The sequence below is a fragment of the Prevotella sp. oral taxon 313 genome, assembly GCF_003043935.1.
GTDB lineage: Bacteria > Bacteroidota > Bacteroidia > Bacteroidales > Bacteroidaceae > Prevotella > Prevotella jejuni.
Genome location: NZ_PYXE01000001.1, coordinates 2,959,723 through 2,982,869 on the forward strand (window position 1 = coordinate 2,959,723; position 23,147 = coordinate 2,982,869).

The window sequence follows — 23,147 nt, forward strand, 5'->3', positions numbered from 1 at the left end:
AAGAATGCCCCCAAAGAAATGTAGTTTTTGTGGTCGTAGTGAGAAGGATGTAAAACTTCTTATCACAGGCTTGAATGGCTATATCTGTGAGGATTGTGCACAGCAAGCCTACAATATCGTCATGGAGACAGGTGCGTTGGCACAGGGAAAGAATGGCGAAGGCGAGGCTTTCAAGCTCAAGAAAGTTCCTAAACCGAGAGAGATTAAGAAATATCTTGATGAATATATAATCGGTCAGGACGAGGCGAAACGCTATCTTTCTGTGGCTGTTTATAACCATTATAAACGTTTACAGCAGCCTAAGGACGATGATGGTGTGGAGATAGAGAAGAGTAATATCATCATGGTTGGCTCTACAGGTACGGGTAAGACTTTGCTCGCTCGTACCATTGCTAAGCTCCTTGATGTTCCTTTCACGATAGTTGATGCAACGGTATTTACGGAGGCTGGATACGTAGGTGAGGATGTGGAAAGTATCCTCTCACGTCTCTTGCAGGTGGCAAATTTTGATGTTGCTGCTGCCGAACGTGGTATTGTCTTCATTGATGAGATTGATAAGATAGCACGTAAAAGCGATAACCCAAGCATTACACGTGATGTAAGTGGTGAGGGTGTGCAGCAGGGTTTGTTGAAACTCTTGGAGGGAACAATGGTTAACGTACCGCCAAAGGGTGGTCGTAAGCATCCTGATCAGGATTATATACACGTTGATACTCGTAATATTCTTTTCATTTGTGGTGGTGCCTTCGATGGTATAGAACGTAAGATTGCACAACGAATGAATACCCATACGGTCGGATATAACTCTGTACAGAACGTTGCAAAGATTGATAAGAACGACTTGATGAAGTATGTTCTTCCTCAAGACTTGAAATCTTTCGGTCTTATTCCAGAGATTATAGGACGTCTGCCTGTGCTCACCTATCTCAATCCGTTGGATAGAAAGGCGTTACGGAGGATACTTGTTGAACCGAAGAACTCTATTGTAAAACAGTATATCAAGCTGTTTGACATGGATGGTATCAAACTGACTTTCACAGAGGCAGCACTTGATTACATCGTAGACAAGGGCGTTGAGTATAAACTTGGAGCTCGTGGTTTGCGTTCAATAGTTGAGGCTGTGATGATGGATGCTATGTTTGATGTACCATCACGACGTATTAAATCATTTGAGGTGACGGAAGAGTATGTGCGTCAACAACTTGATAAGGCTCATATTCAGAAGTCGGATACTGCCTCATAAACCTATATATACAGCCTGCCGATGTGAAGAACTATTCACATCCGTGGGCTGTGTTATTTCTACAGAACCGTAAAGTATAGAAATATACCCAGCTATTAACATGACACAAGAAGTCAATCTTACCGAAAAACTAAAACATTATTTTGGCTTTGACAAGTTCAAAGGCGACCAAGAAGCTATTATCCGTAATCTTCTTGATGGGAAGGATACTTTCGTGCTAATGCCTACCGGTGGTGGCAAAAGCCTTTGTTATCAACTCCCTTCATTGATTATGGAAGGCACAGCTATTGTTGTTTCTCCGCTTATTGCATTAATGAAAAACCAAGTAGATGTCATTAATGGAATCAGTGAAGAGGATGGTATAGCTCATTATCTCAATTCTTCTCTAAAGAAAGGGGAGATAGACCAGGTCAGAGCAGACATTGTCTCTGGTCGAACAAAACTACTCTATGTTGCTCCTGAATCACTGAATAAAGAGGAGAATGTGGAGTTCTTAAAGTCGGTAAAGATAAGTTTCTACGCTATTGATGAGGCACATTGTATCTCCGAATGGGGCCATGATTTTCGCCCAGAGTATCGTAAGATACGTTGTGCAATTGAGTCGATTGGGACAGCTCCAGTCATCGCTCTTACTGCTACAGCTACTGATAAGGTACGTACAGATATCGTACGTAGCTTAGGTATTGAGGATTGTGCCGAGTTTAAGAGTTCGTTCAATCGACCAAACCTCTATTATGAAGTGCGGCCAAAGAAGAGTGATGATGATACGAATAAACAAATCATTAAGTTTATAAAGCAGCACGCTGGTAAGAGTGGAATTATCTATTGTCTTTCTCGTAAGAAGGTAGAAGAGTTGGCAGCCATTCTTAAAGCTAATGATATTAAGGCAGCACCTTATCATGCAGGGCTTGACTCTGAGACACGTTCTAAGGCTCAAGACGACTTTCTTATGGAAGAGTTGGATATTATTGTAGCCACGATTGCTTTTGGAATGGGTATCGATAAACCTGATGTCCGCTTCGTTATACATTATGATATACCGAAAAGTCTGGAGGGTTACTACCAAGAAACAGGACGCGCAGGACGTGATGGTGAGGAAGGTATATGTATTGTTTTCTATTCTAAGAAAGACCTCAATAAACTTGAAAAGTTTATGGAGGGGAAACCTATAGCCGAACAGGACATAGGGCGTCAACTGTTGCAAGAAACAGAGGCATACGCAGAGTCGTCTGTATGTCGCCGTAAAATGCTCTTACATTACTTTGGTGAAGACTATCCAAAGTGTAACTGCTCTATGTGTGATAACTGTTTGCATCCTAAGACAAAGATTGAGGCTGAGAAGCAGCTACTTATTGTTCTACAGGCTGTGAAGACCTTAAAAGAGAATTTCCGACAGGAGTATGTTATTGACTTTGTGCGTGGTAGGGCTACAGACGACCAGAAAGATCATAAGCACGATGAGTTAGATGACTTCGGTGCAGGCGAAGGCGAAGACCCAAAGATATGGAATCCTGTTATACGTCAGGCTCTTTTAGCGGGTTATTTGAAGAAGGATGTAGAGAACTATGGGTTGCTGAAACTAACAGCAGCTGGTAAGCGTTTCTTGAAGTCACCAGAGTCGTTTATGATTGTTATGGATACTGAGTTTAAGGATGATGACGATGACGATGAACCAATCGTAAGTTCGGCAGTCCTTGATCCAGAACTTTTCTCCATGCTGAAGAAGCTCCGTAAGGATATTGCACATAAGTTGGAGATACCGCCTTATGTTATCTTCCAAGATGTCTCTTTGGAGCAGATGGCGATGATGTATCCTATCAATGAGCAGGAATTACAGAATATCCAAGGCGTAGGAGCTGGGAAAGCAAAACGCTATGGGAAGGAGTTCTGTGAGCTAATTAAGCATCATTGTGAGGAAAACAACATAGAACGTCCAGAGGAATTACGTGTCAGGACGGTGGCAAAGAAATCAATGCAGAAGGTGAAGATCATCCAAAGTATCGACCGACAGTTGCCGCTTGATGATATTGCGTCTGCTGAGGGACTTGATTTCGATGACCTGCTGACAAAGATTGAAGAGATTGTTTATAGTGGTACAAAACTTAACATAGACTATTTCCTTGAGGATGTCTATGATGAAGACCAGATAGATGATATCTATGATTATTTCATGGATAGTGAGACTGACAGTCTTAATGCTGCAATGGAAGAACTTGATGGTGACTACAGCGAAGAGGAGATACGCCTCGTACGCATTAAGTTCTTGTCAGAGATGGCTAATTAATTCTCGCCGTCAAAGTGATGATATTATATTTATCCGTAGGCACTCACAGCTCGTACCCTTCTCATCGTTAACTTCTCTTTGCTACGATGAAACGAGTTGTGTGTGCCTATTTCCTTTAATACATACGAATCTTGAGTGCCCTTTTACCCTCTGAGAATCTAATATAAAGCTGAACCTTTCTCCCCTTAAAAGTAAGTGTTAATACCCTTTATAAGCCTTAATAAAGTAATTAAACCCTTCCATTTGTTTGGATATATGTAATCTATTTGTTACCTTTGCCTATGGATAAAGTTGTAAGAGAAATCCTTTACTCATTAGAGTATGAAGCTTATTATGCAAGCTTGGATTTAAGAACTAAAGAGAAATATGATTATGTGGAGCATATTATTAAAACACAAGATGTTGTAAAGAAGAAGTATGTGAAGCATTTAGAGAATACTGACCTCTATGAGGCACGTGTTTCAGTAGGCAGTAATGAGTATCGTACAATCTTGTTTGCGGTAAATGCTGCCAGTTTTATGCAAGCAACGAAGATTCTCTATCTGAATTCTTTTCTGAAGAAAGATACGAAACAATATAAACGTGAGATAAATAAAGCTTATAGATTATTGGAGAATTACATGGAGGAATAAGTTATGATAAAGTTAGATGAAAATAGATTAGCAAAGTTGCACACCTCTTCAGAACACTTGAAGGAGAAGTATGGGGACTTAGGCTCTCCCGAACGTGAGGCGTTCGAGGCACGTGCGAAAGCTTATTACTATGCTGAACTACTGAAAGAACAACGTAAGCAACAGAAGATGACACAGCAGCAGTTGGCAGATAAGATAGGTAAGAAGCGAGAGTATATCTCTAATATCGAGCGTGGAAACAGTGATATGCAGCTATCTACTTTTATGCAGATTGCGAATGCTTTAGGACTTCGGTTTGCACTTGTTGTTGGTTAGTTACATCACTGAAAGATGTCTATTATGATTTATCTTCACGAGAAGAAATATTTTTTTTCATGAAGATAAATCTTTCTTTTCATGAGAATAATTTCTTCTTTTCATGAGAAGAAATAAAGAAAGAGGCTGAATTAGAAAGTTGACGATGGCTAATGGTGAGGATAATAAGTATAGTTAATCCTGCAATAGAGCCTTCTAATCAATGCACATGACGTGCACTTTAACTTATGATTCAGCCTCTTGGCAATATATTATAATCTGATGAATTACTCAGCGCAGCTCTGTGAGCTAACAGCAACGAGCATCCAAACAGTCTTCTCCTGCTGAACGAGGAAGTCATTCATCAATGAAACTGTAGTGTCATCGTGTGCCTCTGTAGCAAGGTCGATGATTCTACGCTCACGAGCAATCAGTGTCTTGTAGTAATCTAAGAGCAAGTCAACAGCCTCTTTGCTGCAGCTAACAACGCCAGCCTCTTTGATTTCAGCAACTTCCAGATAAGCACTGAAGCGGCTTTCTGGATTGCTGCCCAACTGAAGGATACGCTCAGCAACCTCGTCAACCTTCTCTGCTGCATCGTTGTAAAGCTCCTCATACTTGCTGTGCATTACAAAGAAACCATGTCCTTTTACGTCCCAGTGGAAACCACGAAGGTTGCTATAGAATACCTGAAGGTCTGCCAGTAAGAGTGATAAATCTACTACTACGTGCTGTACCTTCTTCTCGTCTAAACCCAATACTTCTAATCTTTTCATCTTAAATACGTTTAAGTTAATAATTCTAATTCTCAATAGCAAAGATAGCGGTTATATCTTATAAAGCAATAGAGAATGACTATTTTTTATATTATTTTATATATATCAATGCTTTTTATGTATTGACAATCAGTATTTTTCCTAATCTTAATAAGTTCTATGCTCATGTGAGATATACTCAACTGTATGCATAGACTACAGATATCTATGTCTATAATTGGTAGAGGCTGAGGCAATGATTTGTCTTCAAGTTTGACTCAGCCCCTTACTTATATATGATAATGTTTCTGTATTATTCAGCGCAACTCTGTGAGCTAACAGCAACGAGCATCCAAACAGTCTTCTCCTGCTGAATGAGGAAGTCATTCATCAATGAAACTGTAGTGTCATCGTGTGCGTCAGAAGCAACCTCGATAATTCTACGCTCACGTGCAATCAGTGTCTTGTAGTAACCCAAGAGCAAGTCAACAGCCTCTTTGCTACAGCTAACGACACCAGCTTCTTTAATCTCAGCTGATTGCAGATATGCACTGAAGCAGCTTTCAGGATTGCTGCCCAACTGAAGGATACGCTCAGCAACCTCGTCAACCTTCTCTGCTGCATCGTTGTAAAGTTCCTCATACTTACTGTGCATTACAAAGAACCCATGTCCCTTTACGTTCCAATGAAAACCACGGAGGTTGCTATAGAACACCTGAAGGTCGGCCAACAAAACTGATAGTTCGTTTACTATGTTCTCTACTTTCTTTTCGTTTAATCCTAATACTTCTAATCTTTTCATCTTGAATATATTTTTAAGTTGTTGTTTCTTGTTTACGAGTGCAAAGTTAGTGAGTTTGTTATTCTACCACAACAGATATTATCTATACGGGCATTGATTTAATCTATAATATACTTATATGTGCTGATAATAAGTTAGTTATAAGCAATTAAGAAGGTTAAAGAGTATGTGAATAATTGTATGTGTGAAGGAGTCGATAGTCGAAAAGTAGGGAAGACGGTAAAGGGAAATATTAAATACTTTTAATAAGGTGTGAGAAAAAACGGAAAAAACCAGTCTGTTTGATATTTAATTGCTAAATTTGCATGCAATAAATTTCTAAAATACAATTATGTCATCATTTGTTGCAGACAAAATCACAATGGACGGCTTAACCTACGATGACGTCCTTTTAATTCCGGCTTATTCAGAAGTACTGCCCAAAGAGGTGGTGTTGAAAACCAAGTTTTCACGTAACATAGATCTTAACGTACCTTTCGTCACAGCAGCGATGGACACCGTTACGGAGAGTTCTATGGCGATTGCGATAGCACGTGAGGGAGGTATCGGTGTGATTCACAAGAATATGAGCATTGAAGATCAGGCTCGTCATGTGGCTATTGTGAAACGTGCAGAGAATGGTATGATTTATGATCCTGTGACTATTCGTAAGGGTCGTACGGTGAAGGATGCACTTCAGATGATGGCAGACTACCATATTGGTGGTATCCCTGTCGTTGATGAGGATAACCATCTTGTGGGTATTGTTACCAATCGCGACCTCCGTTTCGAGCGTCATTTGGATAAACTTATTGATGACGTGATGACGAAAGAGAATCTCGTTACGACACATCAAAAGACTGATCTCACAGCAGCAGCACATATTCTTCAAGAAAATAAGATTGAGAAGTTGCCTGTTGTCGATCGTGACAACCGCCTTATTGGTCTGATTACCTATAAGGATATCACAAAGGCTAAGGATAAGCCAATGGCTTGCAAAGACGAGAAGGGACGTCTGCGTGTTGCTGCAGGTGTCGGTGTCACAGCTGATACGATGGAGCGCGCACAAGCACTTGTAGCTGCAGGTGTAGATGCAATCGTAATAGATACAGCACATGGTCACTCTGCTGGTGTTATCGGAAAGTTGCATGACGTGAAGGCTGCTTTCCCTAACCTTGATGTTGTAGTAGGTAATATAGCAACAGGTGAGGCTGCAAAGTTCTTGGTAGACAATGGAGCTGATGCCGTTAAAGTTGGTATAGGACCAGGTTCTATCTGTACAACACGTGTTGTAGCAGGTGTTGGTGTACCACAGTTGAGCGCTATTTATGATGTTTATAAGGCTTTAGAGGGAACGGGAGTACCATTGATTGCAGATGGCGGATTGCGTTATTCCGGCGATGTCGTTAAGGCATTGGCAGCAGGTGGTAGCAGTGTGATGGTAGGATCATTGGTTGCTGGTACGGAAGAGTCACCTGGTGACACCATTATCTTTAATGGACGTAAGTTTAAGAGTTATCGTGGTATGGGTTCATTGGAGGCAATGGAACAGAAGAATGGCTCACGTGACCGTTATTTCCAGAATGATGTTGGTGATGTGAAGAAGCTCGTTCCAGAGGGTATCGCTGGTCGTGTTCCTTATAAGGGAACTGTCCAAGAAGTTATCTATCAGCTTGTCGGTGGTCTTCGTTCAGGTATGGGCTATTGTGGTGCAGCATCTATAGCAGACTTACATAACGCAAAGTTCACACGTATCACTAATGCTGGTGTGATGGAGAGTCATCCTCATGACATTACCATTACCAGTGAGGCACCGAACTATTCACGTCCAGAGTAATAGTAAAAGACGAAAAATATTCACCCTCTTCCCTGTCTTTCGGGGGAGAGGGTCCCTGCGTTAAAAGAATAACAATGAAATTCAAAGCGATTTTGTCAGTAGTATTGCTCTCCACGACAATGGCATACGGACAAACTGACCCAACAATAATGACTATCAACGGCAAGCCTGTGAGCCGTTCGGAATTTGAGTATTCATATAATAAGAATAATGCTGATGGAGTGATTGATAAGAAGAGTGTAGATGAGTATGTTAATCTCTTTATCAATTACAAACTGAAGGTACAGGCTGCGCTCGACGCACACCTTGACACACTCAGCTCTTTTAAGAAAGAGTTCTTAAGTTATCGTGACCAGCAGGTGCGCCCAACCTTTATTACAGATGCTGATGTTGAGGCTGAAGGACATAAATTGTATCGTGAAGCAAAGCAGCAAGTAGAAGCTAATGGAGGTATGTGGCATTGCGCACATATCCTTATCGGGATGTTACAGAGTGCTGATAAGGAAGAGGCTGAGACAGTGAAGCAGTTGGCTGACTCTATCTATACAGCCATTCGTGGTGGTGCTGATTTTGCAGAACTGGCAAAGAAATATTCTACAGATGTTAATTCTGCCAAGAATGGTGGTGAGTTACTACATCTTCAGAAAGGTCAGACTGTGCCAGAGTTTGAGAAGGTGCTGTTTGCTTTGAAGCCAGGAGAGATAAGTGCTCCTGTTCTTTCTCCTTTTGGTTATCACATCATCAAGATGATAGGTCGCGAGGAATTCCCAAGTTATGAGACGCTACATCCTGATATCATGCGCTATATTGAGATGCAGGGATTGCGTGACCAAATAATCGAACAGAAGCTTGATTCACTTGTGGAGAGTGAAGGGAAGGGAGCTACACAAGAAGAAATTCTTGCAAAGAAGCTTTCTTCGTTAGAGAAGGAAGATGTAAATCTCAAGAATCTTATCCGTGAGTATTATGACGGTCTGCTGATGATAGAGATGAGTAATCGTACCGTTTGGGATAAAGCGGCCAAGGATGAGAAGGCGTTGGAAGCTTATTTCCTTAAGCATAAGAAACAATATAAATGGACAGAGCCACGTTTTAAGGGTATAGCCTATCATGTAAAGAAGAAGGAAGATGTGGAAGCTGTGAAGGCATGCGTTAAGGATGTGCCTTTCAATCAATGGGCAGAGAAGCTACGTGATAAGTTCAATGCAGATAACACGATTCGTATCCGTGTAGAAAAGGGAATCTTTCGAAAGGGCGATAATGCATTGGTAGATCGTGACGTCTTTGGTGAGAAGACAACTGTGAAACCTGTTGCTGGATATCCTATAGACGCCGTTTATGGTAAGAAGATAAAAGCACCAGAGAGCATGGATGATGTGCGTGACCTCGTTGTATCAAATTATCAAGAGGAACTTGAGAAGGCGTGGGTAGAGTCATTGCGCAAGAGATATAAGGTAGTTGTTGACAAGAATGTTCTTTCAACAGTCAATAAGCATTAAGATAATACAGCATTTCAATGAAGATAAATAAAGGAAAAACAGTCGTCCTACTTGTAGGGACAGTTCTCACGGCAATGGGGCTGCATGCTGGTGCATTCCGTCCCAGCGGTCAACCTATTGCTCTGTCAGACTCAATGAAGGCCGATACAGCAGCGGTAGACAAACCGAATAGTGTTGTTGACGAGGTTATCTGGGTAGTAGGTGATGAACCTATCTTGAAGTCAGAAGTAGAGATAATGAAGCTTCAGAGTGAGGCTGAAGGAGTGAAATGGAATGGTGATCCTGAGTGTATTCTGCCTGAACAGATTGCAGTTCAGAAATTATTCCTTCACCAAGCGGCTATCGATAGTGTTGAAGTCTCTGAGTCGGAGATTGCACAGGGTGTTGATCAACAGATTAACTATTGGATTTCTTTGCCACAGATAGGTTCTAAGGAGAAGCTTGAGCAGTTCCAAAACAAGAGTATGACGCAGATCCGACAGGACCTACATGACGACTATAAAAACCGTCTGCTTGTACAGAAAATGCAAGAGAAGCTCGTAAGTGATGTGAAGGTTTCGCCTGCTGAAGTACGCGAGTACTTTAAGAAACTCCCCGTTGATAGTATTCCTATGATTCCAACAACGGTTGAGGTAGAAATCCTTACACAGACTCCAAAGGTTGAGCCTGAGGAGGTTAATCGTATTAAGAACTTACTACGTGACTATACAGACCGAGTGACAAAGGGTGAGACTTCTTTTGCAACCTTGGCTCGTCTTTACTCAGAAGACCCAGGTTCTGCTCGTCAAGGTGGTGAGTTAGGCTATATGGGACGTGGTGTACTTGATCCAGCGTTTGCTGCTGCAGCTTTTAATCTGACGGATCCAAAGAAGGTGTCAAAGGTTGTGGAGAGCGAGTTCGGTTACCATATCATTCAGCTGATAGACCGTCGAGGTGATAAGGTGAACGTTCGTCATATCCTTTTGAAGCCGAATGTGTCAATTGCTTCTATCGATGCTGCTAAGGAGCGATTAGATTCGATAGGTAAGGATATCCAAAAGGGTAAGTTTACATTTGAGGATGCAACAGCTTATCTCTCTGATGATAAGGACACGAAGAACAACCATGGATTGATGGTTAACTCTCAAGAGAATACTCGTACATCACGTTTTAAGATGAAGGATCTTCCGACAGAGGTGGCTCGTGTTGTTGATACGATGAAGGTTGGGGAGATTTCTGTACCATTCCAGATGACCAATGCACGTGGTAAAGTCGTTTGTGCAATCGTGAAGTTGAAGGAACGTATACCAGAACATAGAGCAACAATCACAGAAGACTTCCAAGCAATGCGTGATATCGTCACGGCAAAACGCAGAAAGGAAATTCTGCACGATTGGGTTGTGAAGAAAGTAAAAGAGACATACGTGCGGATTAATCCTCGGTATAAGAGTTGTAATTTCCAATACGAAGGTTGGCTTAAATGACAATAAACAGCAAGTATAAAGATACATTTTGCGGGCATAGAATCTTGTTAATTATGATTCTATGCCTGTTTGGGCTATGGCAATCCCAGTCGCTCCGAGCACAGAATGCAACGGAGAAGAAGGGAGATAAGTTCTATATTGACCATGCCGACAATCTACGTCATAATCAATTGGAAATGCCTGATGTGATGATTGCTAAAGGCGATGTTCGTTTCCGATATAAGGGTATGACGCTTAAGTGCGATAGTGCTTATTTCAATGAGAAGTCTAATTGGTTTAAAGCTTTCAGCCGTGTGCATATCACTCGCCCTGGTGGAGTGAACCTTGACTGCCAACGCTTACATTATGATGGCTTTGGACAGATGGTACATGCACGTGGTAAGGTGGTTGTTAGAGAGCCTGGGCGGTCGCTTCGTTGTGACAGTTTGGACTATAACACTGCTTCAAAGGTGGCCAATTACTTTGGTGGACGTGGTACGCTGGTCTATAATGGGAACACTGTTGTTGCTGATCAGGGTGATTATAATACGGAGACACATGATGCCAACTTCTTTGGTAATGTTGTGATGTACACTCCGAAGTATCGTATTACTACCCCGGAAGCACATGGTAACACGGAGACGGGACTTGTCCACGTTATCGGTAAGTCTGTTATAAAGACGGCTAAAGGTGAGGTCGTGCATACGACTGATGGTACTTACAATAGTAAGACCGACCACATGGAACTAAATGGCCGCTCAACAATCACTTCTCCTAAGCAGGATGTTGAGGGTGATAACATTATTTATAATAGTACGACGGGTGATGCAGAAGGCCATGGGAATGTGAAGATTGTTGATAAAGCAAACAATCGTACCATCATTGGTCAAGACGTTTTCTATAATGAAAAGACTGGACACAGTAATGCACGTGGCAATGTAAAGATTGATGATCGTAAGGCGCAACGTGTTATTACTGGCGATGAGGTGACATATAATGCTAAAACTGGGTACAGTGAAGGGCATGGCAATGTAAAGATTGTTGATAAACTGAAGCAACGCACTGTCACTGGTCGCGACCTTAGTTATAATAGTAACACACATGAAGGAACGGGCGAAGGTAATGTCTATTATATTGATTATAAAGGTAAGCATGCTTTCTATGGCGATTACCTACATTATACCGACTCTGCTGCGATCGCTTTCGGAGGTAGTCCTGGTCCTGTTGCTAAGGATTTCTCTCAGGGTGATACCCTCTTTGTTCATGCGGATACAATCAGTATGAAGGGTTTTCACATGAACACGCCACAAATGTATCGTGAAATCTATGGTGTGAATAATGTGCGTGCTTATCGTACCGATGTGCAAGCTGTATGTGGATTTGTTATAGCTAACTCTAAGGACTCCTGCATGACGATGTATGATTATCCTATTGTGTGGAGTGGAACACGTCAGTTAGTGGGTGATTCTATTAAGGCATATATGAACGACTCAACCATCCGCCAGGCCTTTGTCTATGGTAATGCTTTCTCCATAGAAAAGCTATCAGGAGGTAAATATTTCAACCAGATATCCTCTAAGGATATGCGGGCAGACTTTGTGAAGGGTGTTGTTCGGCGTGTAGACGCTTGGGGTAATGTGGAAGTTATCTATTATCATACGGATAAAGATAGTACGCTGATAGGACATGATTATACCGAAACAGATACGTTACGGATGTTTATCTCACCTGAGCGAAGACTTCAGAAGATATGGATGCCAAAAGCGAATGGTGTCATTAGTCCGATGACACAGATTCCTCCCGACAAGCTGAAACTACCTCACTTTGAGCTTTTTGATGAGGTTCGTCCTAAGGATAAAAATGATATCTTCCGTCGTGCAGCACGTAAAACAAGTGCTACCGTACGTAATGCGAGAGTGTCTTTGCCTCCTCGTCAGCATATAGAATGACGATGTTTTACTTAAAGTTCATAATGAAATGCTTTTCTTTCAATCATCACGTCCGCGTCGTTTCCATCATGAATATATGTTTGTTGACGAGCGAAAAGAATTGCTAAACGATATAGAGCAGCGTGCACGCTGTGAGGTGGATGGGAAGGAGGTATCCGAACGTCAGTATCGAGAGGAGTTACAGCGCAAGTTAGGCGATTCCTTGAAGCCACAGATGTTGCATCATCGACGTAATCGCTTTACGGCTATGTGGGTATCGTTGATTCTTTCGGCAGGTGTTATCGCCCTTCTTATCTTATTTTTATTTATAGCTTTATAGGATTATTCATGAGTGATATTATACAACTTCTCCCAGACAGTGTAGCCAATCAGATAGCTGCTGGTGAGGTTATCCAGCGTCCAGCTTCTGTTATTAAGGAGTTGGTGGAGAATGCCATTGATGCTGGAGCAACGCACATTGATGTGTTGGTCGTTGATGCTGGCCGCACTTCTATTCAGGTTATCGATGATGGGAAAGGTATGTCGGAGACGGATGCACGCCTTTCTTTTGAACGGCATGCCACGTCTAAGATACGTAAGGCTGACGACCTCTTCTCTCTTCGTACGATGGGGTTTCGTGGGGAGGCATTGGCTTCTATTGCCGCAGTGGCTCAGGTTGAATTGAAGACACGTATGGCGAGTGAGGATTTGGGTACACATCTCTCTATTGCAGGAAGTCGTTTTACTGGGCAGGAACCTTGTTCTTGTCCTGTGGGAAGTAATTTCTTGGTAGAAAATCTCTTCTTCAACGTACCAGCTCGTCGTAAGTTCTTGAAGTCGAATACTACAGAACTTAATAATATCATCACTGCCTTTGAGCGTATCGTATTGGTCTATCCACAGGTATCTTTTACGCTTCACAGTAATGGGACAGAACTTTTTAACCTTCGTTCTTGTAGCTATCGTCAACGTATTGTTGAGGTGTTTGGTAAACGACTCAATCAAGATCTGTTACCGATAGATGTTGATACGACTCTTTGTCATATCCACGGCTTTGTAGGTAAACCAGAGGCAGCAAGGAAGAAGGCACCCCATCAGTATTTCTTCGTCAATGAGCGCTATATGAAACATCCTTATTTCCATAAGGCTGTTCTTACGGCTTTCGACCGACTCATTCCTCAAGGCGAGCAGGTTCCTTATTTCCTTTACTTCGATGTGCCTGCTGAGAATATTGATGTGAATATCCATCCTACTAAGACTGAGATTAAGTTCGAGAACGAGCAAGCTATTTGGCAGATTCTGCTTGCAGCTGTTAAGGAAGCGGTAGGACGTTTTAATGATATCCCTGCTATTGACTTTGATACAGAGGGGAAACCAGATATTCCTGTGTTTAATCCTAATACTGGTACGGCTGCACCAAAGATTGACTTTAATCCTAATTATAATCCTTTCAAGCAGTCTTCTTCTGTAAAGACTTCGGCTTCTGATGGATGGGAAGAACTCTATACAGACTTGGGTTCTGGTGGTGAGATTCGTCAGTCTAAGCTCTTTGATCAGAATGAAGATGAGATGATTACCAGTAGCTTGGGTACTGGAACCAATGCTGTGGAGGAGGGTTCTATTATTCCTTCTGCTGTCACACAGCCTGTTGAAGAGTCTTTGATAGAAGACAAGGCACCATTGCATTATCAGTATAAGGGATGTTATATCATGACAGCTGTGAAATCGGGACTGATGATTATCGATCAGCATCGTGCACATATCCGTATCCTTTATGAGGAGTATTTACGTCGATTGTCCGAACATAAAGTACATTCTCAGAAGGTATTGTTCCCTGAGATGGTTCAGTTCTCTGTGTCCGACCAAGTTGTTCTCGACCAGATCTTACCAGAGATGGCTGAGATGGGCTTCCAACTTGATAGTCTTGGTGGAGGGAGTTATGCTGTCAATGGTGTCCCTGCTGGTATCGAAGGGTTAAATGTTGTGACACTTATCAGTGATATGGTGGCCTCAGCAATGGAGAGTGGAGCAAGTGCTAAGGAAGAAATAGACCAGGCCTTAGCATTAAGTCTCGCTCGTAATGCGGCTATTCCACAAGGTCAGGTGTTGAGTGGCCTTGAGATGGATAATCTTGTCAACGAACTCTTTGCGTGCGGTAATGTCAACTATACTCCTTCTGGCGAACCAGTAATTGCGATTATGAAGCAACAGGATATAGAGCATCTCTTTCATAGTTAATTGTCTCTTTTATGACAGTTTGTTATATAAGCCTTATTAGCGCTAATTGGCCTAATAGGGCTTATAGTTTATTAATATCCTTCTGAGTTAATGTTCGATAATGTCTCTAAAGTTTGTAGATTACTCTATTATAAGTTTTCTTTTTAGTTGCTGTCAGTTTTAACATTTCGTGCAATCGTACTGTAAATAAGTTAGTTAGATGATGAATCCTAATGACAGTAATGACAGCAAAATCGAAACGCACCAGAAGAGGAGATGAGTTCTCACCCCAATCTTCTTCTCCAAACTGGCATTTACTGGCTGAAGGAGAGTGACGATTGCTATACCTCTATAAGGTAGATGGAAAAAGGAGGGCCTTCAGAATTTTAGTGTGATAATGAGCTGCCTAAACTTAGGTCCCTGACGAAATATCACACAGTGCAATGGAGAGTATGGAGGGTTATGAAACAAAGCAACGGTAGTCACGGAGACTCCGTCGGTGTGGGGAGCGACAGCGGTAGTTTGCCAGTTTTATTAGAAACTCTATACCCAAAGCAGTTTTCTCAGAATTAATCAGGAATCTGTACGCTACACCTTTGTCGCTCTTTGTGCCATCGGCAGCTCTGTGGCATTGCCTTTACCTCCGTCCCTTCTTTCCCTCCGTATGCCTTATTATATGAGAGTTTTAGTTATCACTATATATCGGAAGACCTAAATATATTGATAAGGAAACACAACAAAGGGAAACCGACTACGGTACCTAAGATCTGACCTAAGGTGACCATTGGAATATATTTAAAGATATTTCTCATAACTGATGTGCTTGGATTTTCTCTCTCCCCTACTTGCTAAACCGATTCTTACTCATTACAGAATAACCTTACTCTTTATTCTTGAATCGTCTTTCAAACTCCTCCTTTGGCATCTTATATTTCAAGTAACGTATGACATTGTTATGATAGAAACTGTCCATATATGCTTGGTCATAATCTCTGTCATTGTCTCTAATGGATTCATGAACTCCCACCATCTTTAGAACAGGAACAGGATTGTCCTTTGTACCATACGCTGGGTTGCTCATTTCATCCTCATTTACTGTCAAGTATACTTCTTTATTGTCATAACCATAGACTTTAGGAAAATCAAAATACATAATACTGAAATATTTCTTATACTCAGGACTATAGAAAGGGATGTAACGTGCTTCAGGATTAGTAAAATAATTACCATCCATCTTCACCATAAAGGTCTCTAATGTCTTGGTTTCTGGTTCAAGATTAGACAAATACATCTTAGAGTCATAGTCATTCATATAAACCTTGATACGCTTTGATTTTTTTATATATTCTTCAGCATAAACTTCAACATTATCATTATATTTATATGGAAAATACAATTTATTGATAAGGAAGTATATAAAAGGGACAACCAACATACCTCCTATAATCTGTCCTACTAATACCATTGGAATATGGTTAAAGATTCTTTTCATTGACCTACCGCTTTTATATTAATACCTCCTTTACTTTCTCCTCGGGCATCATTTATCTTATCAATAAACTCCTTATATAAGTCATTCTCTTCTTTATTCATACCCAATTCTATACTATTACTTATCATGGACGCAACGACACCCACTCCAAGTTTCTGCAAATTGGTTTTATCTATAATATCTTTAATACTTTTACTTACCATTTGCTTTCCAACATTTTTAGCTGTTCTTCCTGCAAACACTCTCCAGAAAGCTCTGGAAACATTGTTACCTTGAGAAACTTCTTCTGCACCCCAACGTCCAAGAGTTTTGAGAACTTCGCCATTACTTCCAATAACACCTACCGAAGCCTCTCCTGCAGTTAGAACACCGCTTACTCCAGCATCACGTCCCATTTCCGGTTTCAAGATACTACCATCTGCTTCCAACTCAGCCTGCTCCCCTTTTAAGATTTTACGAGCATATTCATGCTGATTCTGCATATTTTTATTACGATAGTTCTCGTCTGCCCCCGAAACATAATCATACACCGCCAATCCAGAACCAATGATAAGTCCTGCCACATCCCAACCGCTTGATGCTTTAAAGGCATTAGCACCTGAACCAATTAAACCTTGTAAAGCATTAGAATATAAATTCAACTCTAATATCTTCTTATTACTATCGCTAATCTTCTTAGATAGTTCAAGAGCTTTTTCATGACTCATCACTAAAGAGACAATCCCTCCTTTTTGACAAGTAAGGAAAGAACGTTCCAAAAGAGCATTTGCCTTCTCTATATAAACTTTACGATGGAACAACTCCCACGTGCCTCCTTTTGTACTATCGCATTCATGCGGTGCTTGTCTACAGTCATCCGCTTTGTTAGAATAAAAAATAGCAGCTCCACCTAAAGCGCCAGTGGTAATGACAGCTGCTGCAACAACAGCTGTACCTGCACCAAAGGTTATAACAGAAAATGTAACAGCAGCTGCTCCCAATGTCAAACCCAAAAGCAAACTACCAAGCCCCTCATAATACGAAACTTTGATACGGCATTTCAACTGACATGTTAATTTCTTGTCACAAATATTGAGTAATGCTTTATTCTCTTTGCCATACAAGACTTTAGCGTCTCTCTCCGTAACGATTTGGCTGGGTAATGTAGACAACATCTCCGTACAGATAACATCTGTGCCAGCAGGTATATATGATTGTGCCATAGTTATTTCAGTCTGTGAATACGATAAGTTACCAATATCTCAATATTATTCTTTACCTCCTCGATGATATTCACCTTGATTTCTTGAGGAAGTCCGTCATCTGCAAGGAGGATATCATGATAGAACTCATAATTATATTGCGTAAAGCTATACTTGATAATTGGCTGATAGCGTTCCTTATAGGTTCTCATGATACCATACTCATTGACGAACTTTGTACGCTGGTCGTCAGCTGAGATGTAACGTGATATCTTCTTCAGTCCCGTCTCCTCATCTGTAGTAACCTCTTGCGTAAGAGAAGTCTTAATAGGAGTTTGGTCAAAGAGGAAAGAATAGAAGGTTTGCTCGAACTTCTCATCTTCCAGCTTTTTCCCTAAAAGATACTTATCAAAGAAAACATCATAAAACAACTTACCCGAGAGTTCTGTTCTAAAGGTTGGCTCATCAACGAACTGCTTGTCAATAAGGTCAGTAAACTTCTCCACCTGCTTGCCTTCGTTAGAGCCTTGGCCCATTGTAGAATTGATAGTATAGAACATCTCCGCACGGTATTCCTCCCAGCGTTTCTTGATTTCTTCAAAGTTCACCACTTTGTTAATCTTGCCAGTCTGCGTGTCAATAGTAACCTCTGCATGACACTTGATACTATCAATCTTATCCAATAACTCCAGAGCTGGCATCATGTTGTCTGGTCGTATCTTGACAAAACTCTCCGTCACTTCACCTTTAAACCTGTTGTTTTGCAGTTTGGAGTCATACTGCAAAGATATTTCACGCCGTGTATCAGAATGGCTTGTTATCATTCCGTCTATACGGTTCAACACTTTCTGTTCACATCTGTACTTGACAGTCTTATCAAATAATTCTGTTTCTCAAATAGGTTACGCCATGGGCTCCCTTCTTCTCCCCAATCTATCATATCGGTTTATATAGAATTAGTAAATATTGTTATAGAATATGTAGGAAAAGAGGAAGAGGACTACAATCCTATTTGTCAAGTGCAAATATAAAGAAAAAGCATTAGAATAACAAATAAAATGACAGGTAAAAGTCAAGCACTTATGAGAAGTGAGATGACAAGATAGACCATAGCAACGGCATCTACTATTAGCTTTCATTGTAAGAGATTATTGTAGAGAGAGCCACACAAGATAATCAAGTAAGGTTAGTGTTAACCTCTCCTTTTTGGTTCTTCTGAAATATGGAGTGATAAACTAAAACTCTTATATAATATGACACACAGGGGGACGGAGATATAGCGTACTGATTTCTGATAATTTCTGAGATAAATGCTTGGGGTATAGACTGTCTAATAAAACTGGCAAACTACTTCTGTCGTTCCCCGTGTCGACGGTACCTCCATGACTATCAGTACTTTGTGTTTGATAATTCTCCGTATTCTCTATTACTCTGTGTGACATTTCGTCAAAGTTCAAGACTTAGTTGCCCTTTTCAATCGAGCTTCCTAAAGAGATCCCTTTTACTCACAGAACTACACAGAAGAACAGAGCTTACAAAGGCAGACAGAGACATTAAGTCAACCGATGACACAGAGCGTTTCTGCTATTGTTGGGTGTTGGGTGTTAATTGTTAGGTGTTGATGATTAGCTATAGAGGTATCTCGGTGATTACGCCCTTCCTTTTGGGGGAAGAGATGGGGGAGGGGTCAGCATTTCTCTGCGTGCTTAAAACTTTGGGGGAAGATTAAGAGAACGAGCGATAGATGGTGTTGTAATAAATGAAGAACAGAGTTCTGTTGTAAATCCTTTTCGTACTTCTTAAAACCAGTACCTGCTTTTTAATGTGCAAGAAGATGCCCTTCAACGTTCGAGAACATGCCCTTCTTGAGTGTTGCTAACGCCCTTCTTGAAGCTTGTTAGGCGTCTTCTTGAACAATGCTTGTAACTGTTTGAATACCTGTATGTTGTGAGTAGCTTTCATCTTCGTGCTTTTATTTTGAATAGCAAATATAATCATTTCGTTTTGTTGTACTTTTTCATAAAGCTATAAACATATTCAACTGACAAGAGACGGCATATCCATTGTCTGATAAATATGTATCTTTTACCATTGTTTATCATGCTGTTATTGAGTCTTTTCTTCTTCCTTTTTTTCCTTTGTTTTCCATCCCGTCATTCAGTCTTTACTTATTTGTACAACGTTAAATAAATTGTATTTTTCATGAAAAAGCGGCTGTGATAGATTTTAATTACTATCTTTGTGAACCGACTTATTTCCCAGTTGGTAGAGAGTGTGACGAAATGAATAAGTTCTTAAAAGTAATAAGTTATGAGAAAGTTTTTGATAGTATTGGCATTGGCGGGCGTGTCGTTGACAGGTTCGGCCCAAGAAGAGGTGCTTACCGAGAAGTATAGTGTTGCCACAAACTCGTTCTGGAATAATTGGTTTGTACAGCTTGGTGCAGACTGGAATGCGTGGTATTCTAATCAAGAACATGGTCGTGATGCAGCTATTAGTCCGTTGAAGGATTTCCGTTCAAAGCCGGGTGCAGCCTTCGCCATTGGTAAGTGGTTCACACCGGGTATCGGTCTTCGCACGAAGATACAAGGTATCTGGGGCAAGCGTGTCGGAGCTGACAGTAATCCTGCTTCTCAGCTCGACAATAGTAATAAGTATTGGATAGCACAAGAGCAAGTGATGTTCAATCTGAGTAACCTTCTTTGCGGTTACAATGAGAACCGAGTATGGAACGTCATTCCGTTTGCTGGTGCTGGTGTTGGCCGTTCTATGTCGGCTAATCGCTATGCAATGGGACTGAGTGCAGGCCTTCAATCTTCTTGGAAGGTGTCAAAGGGGATGCGTGTCTATCTTGAAGCAGGATGGAATCGTTATGAGGGCGACCTCGATGGGGCGGCTTACGCAAGTAATGAGCGCCGTGGATGGGAGTCGCATGACAATAACCTTTATGCAGAAATCGGTCTGAATTTCAATATTGGTAAGAGTACTTGGAGCAGGACACCAGATATGGAGACGATCAACGCACAGCATCAAGCAGCCCTTGACGCACTGAATGCACGCCTCCAAGACGCAGAGGAAGAGAATGCACGTCTTCGTAATGAACTGTCAAATCAGAAGCCTGTTGAGACTGTGTCGGAGTCAGTTAAGCAGTTGGTAACAACTCCTGTTTCAGTATTCTTCGACATCAATAAGGCAACAATCGCTTCTCAGAAAGACCTCGTAAACGTACAGGCTCTTGCGAAGTATGCTAAGGACAATAATAATAACCTCCTTGTGACAGGTTATGCTGACAGTGCAACGGGCTCTGCTGCCTACAACCAGAAACTGTCTGAGCGACGTGCTGCTGTCGTTGCTAATGAGCTTGTAAAGATGGGTATTGAGAATAATAAGATTACGACTGTCGGTAAGGGTGGGGTAGAGACCTTATCTCCTATTTCCTTCAACCGCCGTGCAACGGTTCAGATAACTGAATAGGGAAAGTACCATAAAGATATTGTTTATAACGATAGGAATAATTGGGCTTATTAGGCTTATTGGCCTAATAGGCCCAATATCATCTTATTTATCATTGATACTTTGCCTTCCCTATCGTGAAAGTAATGACCTAAATGCCTTCAGCAGCATGATAAGACGAGCGGACGAGCGGTCCACTTACAACATGTTTAAAACCTTTCTCTAAAGCTATCCGCTTATATTCAGCAAACTTTTCAGGCGTGATATAGGCCTTGACAGGTAGGTGGTCGACAGTAGGTTGGAGATACTGACCGAGTGTGAGGCGTTGGCAACCAGTTGAAAGGATATCGTCCATAGTCTCTAAGATTTCTTCGTGGGTCTCACCTAAGCCGAGCATAAACCCTGTCTTGGCAATGACACCACAGTTGGCAATCTCTCTCAGAACGTCTAAACTGCGTTCATAGCGTGCCACGGAGCGTACTGATGGTGTGAGACGACGCACTGTCTCCATGTTATGTCCTGCTACGTGGGGGCGTGTTGCCATGACTTGTCGTATGAGGTTGGCCTTTCCCATAAAGTCAGGGATAAGCAGTTCTATCTTTGTGTCGGGGTTCAAACGGCGTATCTCTTCGATGGTCTTTATCCAATGGGCGGCACCATAATCGGGCAGGTCGTCACGGTCGACAGAGGTGATGACGGCATATCGTAGCTTAAGAGCTCTCACTGACTCAGCTACATGGCGTGGCTCATCAGGATTGAGGAGTCTGGGACGACCACTTAACGTATTGCAGAAACGGCACTTTCGAGTACAGATGTCACCGCCAATCATCAAGGTTGCCGTACGTGCCATCCAACATTCCGAGCGATTAGGGCAGAGTCCACTCGTACAGATAGTGTTCAGATGATGCTTGGCAAGGATGCCAGCCGTCTCACCAGTCGACTTCTTCGATGTAAGGTCAATCTTAAGCCAGGCTGGTTTCATCACGTGTGGCTCACGTCCGAAGAGTAGACGCAAGAACTGTCGTAGCTTCAAGCCACGAATGATAGTAGATAGGTCGATGCCATCCAACCTCTCTTCCACCGCCTCTCTTGTGAACTCACAGCCTTTTAGCAGGCTGAGGAAATCGTGGTCGATATCGCCAAGAAGGAAGTAATCGCCCACCATATTGATGCTCCCTATGATGTTGTTCTTCAGTTCTATATGTGCTTCAAGTGTTCCGATACCTTCAAAACGATGCTTGCGAACGAGAGAGTATTTGGGATTCTTACCATAGACAAAGTCGTCAGAAGATAGTTCTTTCTCAATCTCAGCAATACCCTTCATGTCTTCCTCCGTTAGTTCGAGCACCTCCTTACCACACATTTCCTGTCGTACGTAGTCCATAAAAGCCAAGATATCTAACTGTGTGTAGGATGCAACATTCGTTACCCTTTGTCTGACAGATGCCACTCCTTTGCTTTGTAGTTTCTCTTTTGCAGGAGTGAGCGCATTAGAGAGGTGGTCGAGTTGGGTGTCGAAGAGTAGGGAGTTATGCAGAACACTACGATTCGACAGCTGATAGAAGGCGCATCCCGACACCTTCGTGTCGTCAATGAGAATGTCGTTTCGTCCCGATAGTTGTGCGTTAATATTCAGTCCTCGTAGTAGTTCGGCCATTCGGTGCATGTACTGTGCAAAGGCTTCATTGGCATTGACAGCACGTGAGATGTAAGAGAACTGTATGCATCCCTTGTCGGCATAGATGCAGCCTCCACCACTCTTTCGTCTGAAAACATCTATCTTGTGCTCTTTACAGTAGTCTGTATTGACCTCATTATCAATCAGCTGATTGCGTCCTAACATTACCGTAGGGTTCACTCGCCACCCCATGAAGTAGTCATCATTGGTGTAGTGACGGGCTACGTATTCCTCCACAGCGAAATAGAAGGGCAGTTGGTGAATAGTATCTGGTTTAGGAAGTAGTATATATTTCATCGTTGGTATTGATTGTTGATAGGGCAAATGTACAAATAAATTTACGAAAGAAAGAAAAGAAAGTGAGGAAAATAGTGAGGAAGGCACTATTAGTCTTATTAGCCTTATTAGCTCAATAAGACTAATATACAACC

Annotated in this window: 17 protein-coding genes; 11 read left to right on the forward strand and 6 right to left on the reverse strand. The window is 41.7% G+C overall.

Annotated elements, in window-relative coordinates:
• The first annotated feature begins 4 nt into the window (after positions 1 to 4).
• From clpX to AXF23_RS11625, 4 genes are all read left to right on the forward strand, one after another.
• Positions 5 to 1,243, forward strand: coding sequence for an ATP-dependent Clp protease ATP-binding subunit ClpX (gene clpX / locus AXF23_RS11610; RefSeq protein WP_107625394.1), 1,239 nt, complete (start codon positions 5 to 7; stop codon positions 1,241 to 1,243).
• 100 nt (positions 1,244 to 1,343) lie between these two features.
• Positions 1,344 to 3,527 (forward strand): DNA helicase RecQ, encoded by a 2,184-nt coding sequence (gene recQ / locus AXF23_RS11615; protein ID WP_009012658.1) that lies wholly within the window; start codon positions 1,344 to 1,346, stop codon positions 3,525 to 3,527.
• 281 nt (positions 3,528 to 3,808) lie between these two features.
• Positions 3,809 to 4,159: a type II toxin-antitoxin system RelE/ParE family toxin gene (locus AXF23_RS11620; protein ID WP_089367017.1), complete on the forward strand. Its 351-nt coding sequence runs from the start codon at positions 3,809 to 3,811 to the stop codon at positions 4,157 to 4,159.
• Positions 4,160 to 4,162: 3 nt separating this feature from the next.
• On the forward strand, positions 4,163 to 4,474 hold the full coding sequence (locus AXF23_RS11625) for a helix-turn-helix domain-containing protein (RefSeq protein WP_089367007.1): 312 nt from the start codon (positions 4,163 to 4,165) through the stop codon (positions 4,472 to 4,474).
• Positions 4,475 to 4,740: 266 nt separating this feature from the next.
• Here AXF23_RS11625 and AXF23_RS11630 read toward each other — a convergent pair whose 3' ends face one another.
• Both AXF23_RS11630 and AXF23_RS11635 read right to left on the reverse strand, forming a co-directional pair.
• Positions 4,741 to 5,229, reverse strand: a complete 489-nt coding sequence (locus tag AXF23_RS11630) for a Dps family protein (RefSeq protein WP_107625395.1) — start codon at positions 5,227 to 5,229, stop codon at positions 4,741 to 4,743.
• Between the two features lie 292 nt (positions 5,230 to 5,521).
• Positions 5,522 to 6,010 carry a Dps family protein gene (locus AXF23_RS11635; RefSeq protein ID WP_107625396.1) on the reverse strand — a complete coding sequence of 163 codons (489 nt, stop codon included), beginning with the start codon at positions 6,008 to 6,010 and terminating at the stop codon, positions 5,522 to 5,524.
• A gap of 331 nt (positions 6,011 to 6,341) precedes the next feature.
• Here AXF23_RS11635 and guaB point away from each other — a divergent pair, with 331 nt between their 5' ends.
• From guaB to mutL, 6 genes are all read left to right on the forward strand, one after another.
• The gene (guaB, locus tag AXF23_RS11640; RefSeq protein ID WP_107625397.1) at positions 6,342 to 7,826 is read left to right on the forward strand and encodes an IMP dehydrogenase; all 1,485 of its coding nucleotides are present in this window, start codon (positions 6,342 to 6,344) and stop codon (positions 7,824 to 7,826) included.
• A 74-nt stretch (positions 7,827 to 7,900) separates the two neighbouring features.
• Positions 7,901 to 9,325: a peptidylprolyl isomerase gene (locus AXF23_RS11645; protein WP_107625398.1), complete on the forward strand. Its 1,425-nt coding sequence runs from the start codon at positions 7,901 to 7,903 to the stop codon at positions 9,323 to 9,325.
• 17 nt (positions 9,326 to 9,342) lie between these two features.
• Entirely contained in the window at positions 9,343 to 10,788 is a 1,446-nt protein-coding gene (locus tag AXF23_RS11650) for a peptidylprolyl isomerase (RefSeq protein ID WP_107625399.1), read from the forward strand.
• A 53-nt stretch (positions 10,789 to 10,841) separates the two neighbouring features.
• Positions 10,842 to 12,716 carry an OstA-like protein gene (locus AXF23_RS11655; protein ID WP_089367003.1) on the forward strand — a complete coding sequence of 625 codons (1,875 nt, stop codon included), beginning with the start codon at positions 10,842 to 10,844 and terminating at the stop codon, positions 12,714 to 12,716.
• A gap of 28 nt (positions 12,717 to 12,744) precedes the next feature.
• Complete coding sequence (locus AXF23_RS11660; protein WP_107625400.1) at positions 12,745 to 13,035, forward strand: Ntn hydrolase family protein; 291 nt, start codon at positions 12,745 to 12,747, stop codon at positions 13,033 to 13,035.
• 8 nt (positions 13,036 to 13,043) lie between these two features.
• Complete coding sequence (gene mutL / locus AXF23_RS11665) at positions 13,044 to 14,933, forward strand: DNA mismatch repair endonuclease MutL (RefSeq protein WP_107625401.1); 1,890 nt, start codon at positions 13,044 to 13,046, stop codon at positions 14,931 to 14,933.
• An 859-nt stretch (positions 14,934 to 15,792) separates the two neighbouring features.
• Here mutL and AXF23_RS11670 read toward each other — a convergent pair.
• From AXF23_RS11670 to AXF23_RS11680, 3 genes are read right to left on the reverse strand one after another with little or no spacing between them, the layout of a single operon-like run.
• Positions 15,793 to 16,404 carry a DUF8188 family protein gene (locus AXF23_RS11670; protein WP_107625402.1) on the reverse strand — a complete coding sequence of 204 codons (612 nt, stop codon included), beginning with the start codon at positions 16,402 to 16,404 and terminating at the stop codon, positions 15,793 to 15,795.
• Positions 16,401 to 17,606, reverse strand: coding sequence for a DUF4280 domain-containing protein (locus AXF23_RS11675; RefSeq protein WP_107625403.1), 1,206 nt, complete (start codon positions 17,604 to 17,606; stop codon positions 16,401 to 16,403). The genes AXF23_RS11670 and AXF23_RS11675 overlap by 4 nt, the downstream gene beginning before the upstream one ends.
• Positions 17,607 to 17,608: 2 nt before the next feature.
• Complete coding sequence (locus AXF23_RS11680) at positions 17,609 to 18,409, reverse strand: hypothetical protein (protein WP_107625404.1); 801 nt, start codon at positions 18,407 to 18,409, stop codon at positions 17,609 to 17,611.
• 1,486 nt (positions 18,410 to 19,895) lie between these two features.
• Here AXF23_RS11680 and AXF23_RS11685 point away from each other — a divergent pair.
• The gene (locus AXF23_RS11685; protein ID WP_107625405.1) at positions 19,896 to 21,059 is read left to right on the forward strand and encodes an OmpA family protein; all 1,164 of its coding nucleotides are present in this window, start codon (positions 19,896 to 19,898) and stop codon (positions 21,057 to 21,059) included.
• Positions 21,060 to 21,189: 130 nt separating this feature from the next.
• Here the strand turns inward: AXF23_RS11685 and lipA are convergent, their stop codons facing one another.
• Entirely contained in the window at positions 21,190 to 23,013 is a 1,824-nt protein-coding gene (gene lipA, locus AXF23_RS11690; RefSeq protein ID WP_107625406.1) for a lipoyl synthase, read from the reverse strand.
• Positions 23,014 to 23,147 lie beyond the last annotated feature (134 nt).